This window comes from Ruminococcus sp. (assembly GCF_016287535.1).
Classification (GTDB): Bacteria; Bacillota; Clostridia; order Oscillospirales; family Ruminococcaceae; genus Ruminococcus.
Genome location: NZ_JAEFAJ010000014.1, coordinates 24,364 through 36,101, shown reverse-complemented (window position 1 = coordinate 36,101; position 11,738 = coordinate 24,364). Strand labels below are relative to the sequence as shown.

5 protein-coding genes are annotated in these 11,738 nt (G+C 43.3%); 3 read left to right on the top strand and 2 right to left on the bottom strand.

The features are described from left to right. The first annotated feature begins 116 nt into the window (after nt 1-116). The 3 genes from QZZ36_RS07105 (at nt 117) to QZZ36_RS07095 (ending at nt 7,373) form a co-directional block, all read left to right on the top strand. Nucleotides 117-5,264: a leucine-rich repeat protein gene (locus tag QZZ36_RS07105; RefSeq protein ID WP_295079030.1), complete on the top strand. Its 5,148-nt coding sequence runs from the start codon at nt 117-119 to the stop codon at nt 5,262-5,264. A gap of 191 nt (nt 5,265-5,455) precedes the next feature. Continuing rightward, on the top strand, nt 5,456-6,196 hold the full coding sequence (locus tag QZZ36_RS07100) for a class I SAM-dependent methyltransferase (RefSeq protein WP_295079027.1): 741 nt from the start codon (nt 5,456-5,458) through the stop codon (nt 6,194-6,196). Nucleotides 6,197-6,602: 406 nt separating this feature from the next. Next, entirely contained in the window at nt 6,603-7,373 is a 771-nt protein-coding gene (locus tag QZZ36_RS07095; RefSeq protein WP_295079024.1) for a hypothetical protein, read from the top strand. A gap of 97 nt (nt 7,374-7,470) precedes the next feature. Here the strand turns inward: QZZ36_RS07095 and QZZ36_RS07090 are convergent, their stop codons facing one another. Both QZZ36_RS07090 and QZZ36_RS07085 read right to left on the bottom strand, forming a co-directional pair. Further along, nucleotides 7,471-8,598, bottom strand: a complete 1,128-nt coding sequence (locus QZZ36_RS07090; protein WP_295079021.1) for an acyltransferase family protein — start codon at nt 8,596-8,598, stop codon at nt 7,471-7,473. Between the two features lie 287 nt (nt 8,599-8,885). Further along, nucleotides 8,886-11,738, bottom strand: coding sequence for a transglutaminase-like domain-containing protein (locus QZZ36_RS07085; RefSeq protein ID WP_295079018.1), 2,853 nt, complete (start codon nt 11,736-11,738; stop codon nt 8,886-8,888).

The following is an 11,738-nucleotide window of genomic DNA, read 5'->3' as shown; positions in this document are numbered from 1 at the left end:
ACCTCTTTGCTGTTTATTGATTCCGTCTTGATTTACAAGTGCAGGTATGTTATACTTAAAACAATATATGTATCAAGAATCATAACATATCAAAAGCATTTTTTGGGAGGAACATTATGAAAAAACGGTTTTTAAGCTTTGCCAGTGCTGCAATAATCACTTTAGCAACAATAAACAGCAGCTTTATAATTACCAGAGCCTCAGGAACTCCTTACCCGTCCGGAATTGAAGTTTCTGCCGCCGCGGAATACGATAATACATGGAACTGGAACAACTGCGGAGATCATATCGAGCTCTTCCGCTATTCAGGAAAAAAGAATGATGTCAGCATTCCGGAGCAGATAAACGGTCTGCCCGTTACTGCTTTGAACGCGTCATGCTTTGAATACAGCAAGGAGCTTGTCAGGTCACTGCATATACCGGCAACAGTGACAGAGCTTAACGGAGCTTTAGGCATATGCAGGAATCTTGAAGCAGTCGATATAGACAAAGACAATAAAAGCTTTATATTCGAGGACTGTGCCGTTTATTCGGCAGACAGGACAGCTCTGCTGAGATGCGTCACTTCCGCCGAGGGAGAATTCACTATTCCCGATACTGTCATTCGCCTTGAAAAATCAGCCTTTGCAGGCTGCTGCAAACTGAAAGGCATAAATGCCGGCGAAAACAATAAGTACTACAGCAGCATTGACGGAGTTCTGTTCGACAAATACGGGGAAAAGCTGTTCCAATATCCGCCGGGAAACGAGAACAGCAGTTATTCGGTCCCGGAAAGCGTAAAGGAAATATCAGCCGGCGCATTTGAGGGAGCCAATAACCTTGAAAATCTGAAAATCCCCTACGGTGTCGAACTGATCGGCAGCTGCGCTTTTGCCTGCTGCGGCAGGCTTAACGATATCGTTATACCTGACAGTGTCGTCAGGATAGGTGAAGCCGCATTCCGGGACTGTTCATGCCTTTCGGATATAGCTTTCTCACCTGAAACATTTGAAGTCGGAAAATGGGCTGTTGCAGGCACACCATGGTTCGAGTCACAGCCGGACGGACTGGTATATACAGGTTCTGTGCTTTATAAGCTGAAAGGCTCTCTGCCTGAGGATTCAAGAATAACCGTAAAGGAAGGAACTGTCGGAATATGCAGCAACGCTCTTGATAACGGTCTGAGCGAAAACGCCCAAGGCGACCTTAACCTCATTTCCATGACTCTTCCCGACAGTGTCAGATATATCGGCGAAAAGGCTTTTTACGGCTGCGAGAACCTGAAGAGCATAAATCTCCCGGACAGTATCGAAAATATAGGCGAAATGGCTTTCGCGGACTGTCAAGCTCTTGAGGAAATACATATCCCCACGTCACTGAAATCAATACAGCAGGGAACATTTGCCTCATGCCGCTCACTCACAAGGGCAGTATTGCCGGAGAATATCACAAATGTCGGATACGGCTCCTTTGCAAACTGCGGCTCTCTGAAATACTTTACTGTTGAATACAGTTACTGTATGCTCGATGAGCCCCTTGAATCTCAAAACGATACAGAGCCATTCAACGGAACCATATTAGGGTATACAGGCTCAACAGCTCAGAGCTATGCGGAGAGGAAAGGTTATAAATTCTTTTCACTGGGTACAAACCCTGATGAGCTTATCTATACAACTCCCGAATTCGGGAACGACGGAACATGGGAATGGTTCAATTACGGAAAATTCATCATGATCACAGGATATCTTGGCGACAGTGAGGTACTTGAGATCCCCGATACCATAAATGGTATACCGGTAACAGAAGTATCCCGCTATGCAAATATCCCGAACGCTGAAAAGATAAAGACCGTAAAGATACCCGCAGGTATAACCAAGATCGGAGGTCTGTTCGATCATCTGCAGAATGTATCTGATATCGAAATCGATAAGGATAACAAGTCTTTTTCATTTGAGAACAATGTGCTTTATACAGCTCAGAAGGACAGCATCATAAAGTGCTGTACCGGTCTGGAAGGCGTTTTTACCATTCCTGATACAGTGACCGCGGTGGACGGCATGGCGTTCTTAAACTGCTCGGCTATGACAGTTCTGAATATCCATGCTGCCGTAAAGGAGATAGGAAATATCTTTGACGGCTGCAGCAGCCTCGAAGCGATAAATGTTTCAAAATCAAATGAGAACTACAGCAGCATCAACGGAGTATTCTTTGATAAAAACGGTAACTCACTGCTGCGCTGTCCTCAGAAGTATCCGGATAAAAACTTCATTATCCCCGCAAGCATACAAAATGTGAATTACCACGCATTTCAGGACTGCGTTGAACTGGAAAGCATTGAATTTCCTGACGAAATGCAGTACATATCAAACGAAGCCTTTAAAAACTGCGTCATGCTCGATAATGTGGTACTTCCGCAGAATGTAAACGTCATCAGCTCCAGAGCATTTGAAAACTGCTCAAGCCTGAAAAATATCTCTTTCTCAGATAATGTGACATACTTCGGAGAAAATGTAATGCAGGGTACCGCATGGCTGGAAAGTCAGGCTGACGGTCCCGTATACTGCGGCAGTGTATTCTGTCAGATCAAGGGCAAATCCCCCGACCTTACAGAGATAGTCGTAAAGGACGGCACAAAATGTATCGCGGAATATGCGTTCAGCTTTGAAAAGGAAACCGATTCGGATTATAAAGAGCATGAAAACACCTTTCTAAGATCTGTAACTCTTCCTGACAGTATCGAATCTGTTTGTTCCAACGCTTTCTATGGCTGTTCAGCTCTGACAGACGTAAATCTCCCCGATGGGGTAAAGCGTCAGTGGAACGGCACTTTTTCAGGCTGCAAATCCCTTAAAGACATTGCCGTCTCAGGCTCAGCAAGATGTATAAATCAGAATGAATTTCGTGACTGCGATTCACTGAAGAATGTTGTTATCCCCGAAAATATCGAGTATATTGATTTTTCAGCTTTTGCAGACTGTGCTTCCCTTGAATCTGTGACTATACTCAACCCCGAATGCATTATAAGCGGCGGTCCCGAAACGATTTGCAATGAATATATATTTCCGGAAGATAATGACGCTTCCATAATCGTAAAATACAACGGAACTATATGCGGATATGACGGTTCAAGGGCAGAGGAATACGCAAAACAGAACGGTTATAAATTCACCTCTCTCGGTAAAGCTCCAAGCGAATACCCTCTTGGGGATATAAATGAAAACGGTATCGTTGACGCTGTTGACGCTTCAATGATACTTGCTTACTATGCAAGAATTTCCACCGGTGAGGACGGAGAATTCAGCGCCGGTCAGAGATTTGCGGCAGATCTTGACAAGGACGGTTACATAGACGCCGTTGACGCTTCCAAAATTCTTTCCTACTATTCATACGCATCGACCGAGACCGGAACGGTCATGTCCATAAAAGAGTTCATTACAGGAATAAATGTATTCGACGGATTTGAGGCGGAAGGCAGGATCAAAGAAATAATTGCAGGTCCTGACGGCAATGTGCTCGTCAGATGCGATAACAATGGCGAAAACGTATGCTATGTATTTGATACCGACAGTAACAGAACTGTAAGAACCGTACCTCTTGCCGACAAAAAACAGGAAGTCATCGGAATGTTCAGCAGTGGTACTATCGCAGCTTCATACCCATGGAACTCCGAAAACAGCTATAAACTGAAAATGTACCCTGCCAGCGGAAATGAACCTTATGATGTGGAGACCGGTACTTCAGGATACAAGTATTTTCATATCGACAGTACCAATGACTGCATATACTGGAACGACAATACCGACAACTGTTTCATGAAGATAAATGAGAAGGGCGAGAGAAGCAGATATCTGTCACTTTCAAAATATGCCAATGTCTCATCTTACAAAACAGAAAACTGCGTTTTCGCAGCGGAAGAACCATCGGAAAGCAATGAAAGCGGTCTGAGCTTCGGGCTGTACTCCATAACCGACGGCAAGCTCATAACAACTGTTTTTGACGACGATAAGGACGTTTTTCTGACAAAAGAAAACTATACAGGTGTATACTCTGTCGGAAATGACCGGGATTATGTCTTCAAGGTCGCTGATATCAGCGGAAATGATCCGGTCAGAACATATAAGCTCTCGCTTGAATACAGCAACTGGCTGAAATTCGCAGGCTGCCGCAGCAGCGATTATTTATTCGCAGGCTGCTACGGTACGTTCGGGACCGGAAATCCCATGTTTGTTGATGTGAGGAACGGTACAGCCGCATACGCAGATTTCAAGGAAGCAGACGATCTGGGTATCGATGGCTTCTGTTATCTTGAGAACAGCGATAAATGGATAGTCGCAATGAGCAGTCCATACAGTTACAGCGGCGGAAGTATCCTTGTAAGTATAGACCCTGACAAGCTGAATTACAATATAAAGCTTGAAAATGTAGACATAAAGGAATATAAAAAGAACCTGCCCGTCGAGGCAGGTGAAAGCTTCAGCGAAATACGTGCTGAAGCCGATAAGCTCGAAGAAGAATTCGGTGTGCGCATACTCGTCGGCAACGAAGTGAAGAATTCGGAAAGCGCGTCCTCCTACTCTTTTGCGTCCACCGAAACAAACGATGAATACTATGTCCAGTGCGAACTTGAAAATGTCAGGAACCTCAGAAAGATACTGTCACTTTATCCTGAAGGCTTCTTCAGCCATTTCAGGAGCGAGAACGGACAATGCGGTCTGCGTATAGCGCTTGTGCGCGAACTCAGGTCTGACGAGTATTCTTCATTTACGGCAGGCGGAGTTGCTTATACTACGGGAGGCTGGTACGATATCGCCATATTAAGCAACAGGCTCTCAGAGACCGATCCCGCGCTGCATCATGAAATATGGCATTCAGTTGAGTATCTTATTTCTGATAAATATGGAGAACCTGATGAATATGAGTGGAAAAAACTTGATCCGGAAGGATTTGAGTATTCAAACAGTTTTGACGATTATGCAGAAAACCTCGGAAGTGATACCACTGCTCCGACTCTCTACAATGCTCTGGAAAACAGCAGTCCACAGTATGACTTTCCTTACTTCATCTCGGATTACAGCATGATAACTCCTTACGAAGACAGAGCAACTCTCATCGAACAGCTTTTCTTATGTGAGTATGACGTTTCAAGCGGAAATATGAAATCGCTCACTATTGACGAGCTGAAAAAATATCCTCATATAAAAGCAAAACTGGATTTCCTCGCAAGCTGGTCAAAACAGGAGTTCGGCTGTGTTTACTGGGAGGAAATGCTGAAAAAACAGGAATAATATAAGCTTATCTGCGGTCCGCAGACTGCCATTTGGTTCATGAGCAGGAATTATGAACTAAAAAATACTGAATTGTAAATTTTAACACGAATATATTGTACTATTTTTCAGTTTATGATATAATTTCATCGGTTCTACGGATACAGCAGTATACACCCGGCAAAAACAATCTGAATTAAGAAGGTAAAAAAATGCGGAATATTTTCTATGATCTTAAACACGGTACAGAAGTTCTTAATTACGGACGCGACAGGATCGCTGATTCTGTCGTGCAGTATGCCGTAAAAACAGGCAAGAAACAAATAAATATTTTGGATATAGGCGCAGGCAAAGGCTATGATCTTATAAATTGCAGCAGGCTTCTTGCCGAACGCGGTGTGGACAGCAGCCTCTATGCTATTGAAGGTTATGAGCCAAATTTAAAAACACTCCGGGAAAAAGCGATAACCGTAGAATCGGCTGATATCGAAAACGGCAGTTTTCAGTATCAGGATAAGCTTTTCGATATAGTCATCATGAATCAGTGTCTGGAGCATACCAAGGAGGTATTCCACATTTTCGCTGAAATATCCCGTATATTAAAGCCAAACGGTATATGTATAACCGGTGTTCCTAATCTTGCTTCGCTTCATAACAGACTGCTCCTTCTTGCCGGCAGACAACCAAGCTCGATAAGAATGTACGGACCTCATGTAAGAGGCATCACAAAGAAGGATTTTATTGATTTTGCAGAAAAAGGCGGCTATTTCAAATGCATTGATTTCTTCGGATCAAATTTTTATCCGTTTCCGCCGAAATTGAGCAACAGCCTCAGCCGCTGCCTGCCATCACTTAGCGTATCTATATTTTTCGTATTGAAACGCACCGGTAAAAACGGTATTTTTTCGGATATACTTGATGACGTGTTTTTTGAAACGCCTTACAAAAAATAATATTCAGAAAAGAGGACACAAAAGTGTCCTCTTTTTTATGCAGGCTTTTGCGCAGAAGTATTAAAAATTACACATTGTATAATCAAATCAGTGTTTTACAATGTGAAAAATGTTATAAATGGTCCATACAATAATTTGTACAACCTGAAAAAAAGACAATATATGCCCGCTGTGGAAACTGACGAAAATTTATTAACAATGCCATGCACTTCTTACCGAGCTTGAGGAGCTCAAGGCACAGAAAGCCGCGAAAGAAAAAGAAGATCAATAAGCCTTCAAAATTTATGTTATTCTTCCCTCGACCGCCACATCGGGGATGGATATAAATATCTTCCCCCATGGCTTGCCATAAAGGGGAGAATAAGCTGCCGAAATGCATTTTACCTTAATTAAGGGGGGACTAATGATGAGACGAAACAAGGCTATAAGAGCTGCAAGTGTTCTGTTTATCGCTACTCTTCTTTCAACAAGTGCTGTCAGCGGAACATATGCAAATTATGTCAGCAAGGGATCGGCAGGTGGTAACGCCCGCGTTGCCAAGTGGGGCGTTGTTATTACCGGCTCTGGAAATCTGTTCTCGAAAAATTATCTCAATGGTGCGACCAATACTCCTACAACTTCCACAACAGATTCCGAGATAAGCGTCGAGAGCTCAAATGAGGATATGCTCGTAGCTCCCGGAACCAAGAGCGACACAACCGGACTTTCCTTCGGTATCACAGGCACACCTGAGGTGGATACACGTGTCAAGGCTACTATTGAAGCCAAGGACGTATATCTTGCAGCCGGTACCTACGCTGTCATGAAAGAAGTCGCCGTAAACAGCGACACCTTCGCCGGAAAGGTAACAAGCGGCATATACACCAAGAGCGGCACTGCTTACACGAAAGTCGCATCAGGTGACGCATTCAGCTCAAGTGCTGTATACTACGAGATCGACACCGATACCGATGCCGTTGTAGCAGCCGGCGGATATTATCCTGTTGTATTCACATACACAGGCGACGGTTCTGCCCATACTGCAAACGCTGTTGCAGCTGCAGTAGCTGCAGCTCTTAACGGAGGTACTGCTGTTACAGGAACCACCGCAAACTCAACAGCAACGGCAGTATTTACAGAAACAACAGCAAATAAAAAATGGCTCGACGGAAACGCATTCATACATAACGTCTTATAACAGCATATAAGCGTATCTGCATTGGAATTAAACTAAAAAGTACCTCCACAGTGTGGAGGTACTTTTTTCATAATACCATACGTCTATTCCGATGATCTCAATCAATATGCAGCTTTTTGAATATCCTGTCTTCTTTGAGCTTGTATGCTTCAGCAAAACTATTCCAGTGCTTGTCCCACCACTTAAAGAAAGGCTTCTCGATCAGATTTATCCTTATAATATCAATAATAACACATACCGCAAAAATACCAAGTACACATCCGACAGCGTAAAGCGGCATAAGCTTATCGCCATAGTGACCGATACAATCAAGTTTATCCTTCCATAACCACTGTCTCATCGTGTCGCTGTGTGCATGGATACAGAACACGCCAAATGTAGATGCGGCAATGGTATTGATAAGCCTGCTGTAAGGAATACGTATATTCTTGAAAAACAGGAACGCAAATACTCCTACCGAAACTGCAAGGAATGTATTTGAATCAGTTACGAACGTGTGCGCAGAATGTCCGGTCTTTGCACATATGAACACGCTTGCGGCGGACAATCCGACTGATACAAGCAGCAGAACTCCGCAGATAAGATTGTTATCCATCCATTTCTTAGGATATATCCTGATATAAGCAGCAATGATGTATATTATCATGAACCATGTGACATAGTTCATAGTCACTCTGTGAGCTGTTCCGAAAAGAATATATGTAAAACCTGTGAGCAGGAGCAGGTATATATGCTGCCTTTCGCTTATCACTGATATCAGCTTGTTCAGGAACGGGATAAACAGCCAGAATAAAACGAAACAGCTTGTAAAATTCTGCTCTACCTTTGTCACAGGTACAATGATCTCAATCATACTTCTCGGAGTCAGCTTCTCATACCCTGCCGCTACGAATATAAGGTGTATCGCATAGCGGTAGAACAGCCATTCTCCCACAAGCTTTGCAAACTTTTTGGCGGTAATTTCCGACTTGCACATGAAATATCCGGTTATCATCACAAAGCAGTTTATTCCTATCTTGCCCCACGCTCCGAACAGCACAAGGAACAGGGAGTTCTTTGATGCCGGAGAAGCTTCTATCGGACCATTGACCGCCATCAGTCCGGAGTTCACGACATAATGATGTGCAACAATAAGCAGCATTGTGATTATGCGAAAAAGCTCCAGATTGGATTCACGCTTTTTCGCAGGCGCTGCAGCCGTTGAATTGTTTGCTTTACTTTTCATTTTTACAACTTACCTCCTGAACGACAGGATAGCAAATCCCGTCAGAATATTCAATGCCAAGATCATCATAAAACCGTTTTTTAATGCAGATAATATGGCCTTACCTGACAATAATACCTTAATTTCAAAGATTTGTCAATGCAGAAGAGTGATATTATCAAAATTTAATTATATTAAATAAAGCTTCTCATTCATGTGATAATACGCAGATAAGACCGACTGCTTTCACAATCGGTCTTATCATATTCTCTCACTGTACTGTTTTACGTTTACAAGAGTTGTATATGTTATGGTACGATCTTGTTTATACTATCAAATACATACCATATATCTGCAGCATTAAATCCATTTTCTATCATTTCATGCGTGCTGTCATGCAATGTATCCAAAGCCAGTATTGTGGAAATTATCGGATTCAGATTTACAAGCTCCGCCTGTTCAGCCAGATAGATTATCTGTTTTAAAACTACCTTTATGTTTTGTACAGCATCTTTTTTGAGTTTAGCTTCCAGCTGTTTGTCATTGAGTGTTCCATCAGCATAATCAAGGAGCCGGTCGCAAGCTGTCAGTTCCATTTTAACTGCACAGCCATAATCGACAGCTCCTCCGATCAGCGAATTGAAACCTGATCTGAGATCTGCGATGTTACCCTCCTCGGCAGCTGCAACTATCTTGCTTCCTGCCAGAGCCATACTCGTGACCGCAAGTGTTCTGCTGATGTAGGAAAGACGGACATTCATTGCCATCAGGTCATCGGAAGTCAGTACGGAAGGATCAACGTCAGGTGACGCACCGCCTGCTGTTCCGTCAGATATCATATAATACGCATAGGCTGTTTCAGGATCCATTGATATGTAGCCTGTTCCTTCCCAGTCGCCTATTTTAAGTATCTCCGGAATAAGTACGACCAGCATACCACCTTTCGCGCATTCCCTTACATCATCCTTTATGTAACTGTCAATACTGCATTCAGAAAGAACTTCATCCACGTTATTGCCGGTTATATAAACAGGCTCTATACCCTTTTCAAGAGCGGCGTCAAATATATGCATAGTCGAAACGCAGGGCTTGTCCTCGCCTAAAATATCTGACCATACTTCCGCTTCCAGCGCAGATTCGATCATTCCTGTCTCAAGGAAGTATTCCCTTGCTTTCTGTGGATCGCCGTCAAGGCTGACAGCTGTGGATCTGTTATACGACAGATCTGTGTAGAAATTACCGCAGTCAAGGTAATCCGTTGTTCCCATTACAGACCTTGTATGGAACTGATAGCCGGTTATAGCGACTCCAAGATGACGGGAATAATAAATGTTTTCCATATCAGCGTAGAGACGATCCTGTGCGTCACAGCGCGTAAAGAAATACTTTCCCGCAAAGCCCACAAGCTGTCCGAGGACATCTGCTGAATAAACATCTTCCGTCCCAAATTTTTCAGCTGCTGATTTCATCTGCTCTTCGGCATATTTTGATTCATTGTATGAAATAGTGTTAAGATCAACATTTACAGCATATACCGAACCGCTGAGGATAACATCATTCAGAACAGTTGCTCCGATAGCGGCGCTCGTATCATCATTGACAACTGTTTTCATATTCTGTACAGTACCAAGGTTGCAGCTGTGTTTTGCTCTGAACTTCTGGCTTCCTACTGTTACTACAGGAACTACTTTAACAAGATGAGTTGGAACATCTGTTATCTTTTCGTATTTCTCCATAGTCGCCTTGTCGGATTCACTTGCAGGTTCGTAGGTGATATTGATAAACTGTCCATAAAGCTCTGCAACAGGTGTTTCAAAGAGCTTTTCTTCATCAATGCTTATGGAGATCGTCTGCTTGTCTGCGCCTTTTATGAAGTTGTACTGTTCGCTGACTGATTCGACCTTATAAGGCAGTGAAGAAGGAAGGTATATTTCATTTTTGGCGGCAATATCATAGTATTTTATATTGATCTTGTCAGACGGATCATGCGCCAATGTATATTTTCCTGATGAATTCTTTGCTATCTCCTGCATTTCAGCAAAACAGGCAAGCTGATCTTCTGTATAGGAAGGTTCTATCTCGGCATCAGTCTGCACAAGCTTCTTGAAGCTCGGATCAAGCTGTATCCATACGCTTTCACCAGATTTGTTTCCTGCGCCGCGGTAATCTGTATACGGCACATACGCCTCGACCCATGTATGTTCAAACCTGTAGGCTGTTATCTTGTCATCCTTCGTAATAGCCACAGGCTTTCTGTAGCTTGCCGCAATTATACTTAAAGCAGTATCGGGATCAGAAGCGCCTGTAAGTTCAAGTCCCTGCTGAAGAGTTATCCTGACAGTTCCGCGGACAAATCTTGCAGGTACCTGCTTTGCTCTGAGCAGAGAAATAAGCAGTGACGCCTGATCTGTGTCGTTTCCGCCCATCTGGTTCAGAGTGTGCAAAGGTCCTTTCTTTGAACCTGTATACATTTCATTTCTGATACAGTTCTTTACAAAATAGTAGATGTCATCGATATCACCTATCGCGTCGGCGGCATTTTTAGCTGCCTCAGCACTTATCATATCCTTTTCAAAGCTGAGATCCTCTTCAGTCGGATCGGATATGACCATTTTGGCTTCTTTTACTTTGTAATCTTCGGTCATTTCAGCCGCAGCAGCCCAGAAAGGTGAATTTGCAGCCGCATATGTGCAGTGCAGGTCTTCTTCCGGTGAAAGGTTATCGGAAATTATCCTGATGTTCTCTTCTGCGTTTATACCGTTTTTTAAGTTGCTGACAGCCTGTAAGGTCTCCTCATACTTAGCGTTCATCATGGCTTCATAAGCCTTCTGACGCTGGAGTATCTCACCGCTTGCCCACTGATTTATCTCTGCCGCATCTTCATCAATGCTCTTCTTTGCTTCATCAAGCTCATCGATAAGCCTGTTGCATATCATTATCAGCTGTGTGTCATCATTGCCTTTGCTGGCATATGCAAGCTGTTCTTCGAGGGACCAGCGTTCCTCCTCAGAAACTACCTCGGCAGCGATATGGCGGCTTTTGCTTAATTTATCATCAGCAATGTCTTTTTTCGTTTTCTGCGCAGCTGTGCTGCATGAAGTACACATCAGCACTGCTGCAAGAACAAAAGCGGTTGCTTTCAAAAATTGCTTGTTATGCAT

Excerpts from the sequence above, each read along its gene's own strand:
- QZZ36_RS07105 (WP_295079030.1), top strand. The coding sequence starts at position 117 with ATGAAAAAACGGTTTTTAAGCTTTGCCAGTGCTGCAATAATCACTTTA.
- QZZ36_RS07100 (WP_295079027.1), top strand. The coding sequence starts at position 5,456 with ATGCGGAATATTTTCTATGATCTTAAACACGGTACAGAAGTTCTTAAT.
- QZZ36_RS07095 (WP_295079024.1), top strand. The coding sequence starts at position 6,603 with ATGAGACGAAACAAGGCTATAAGAGCTGCAAGTGTTCTGTTTATCGCT.
- QZZ36_RS07090 (WP_295079021.1), bottom strand. The coding sequence starts at position 8,598 with ATGAAAAGTAAAGCAAACAATTCAACGGCTGCAGCGCCTGCGAAAAAG.
- QZZ36_RS07085 (WP_295079018.1), bottom strand. The coding sequence starts at position 11,738 with ATGCATAACAAGCAATTTTTGAAAGCAACCGCTTTTGTTCTTGCAGCA.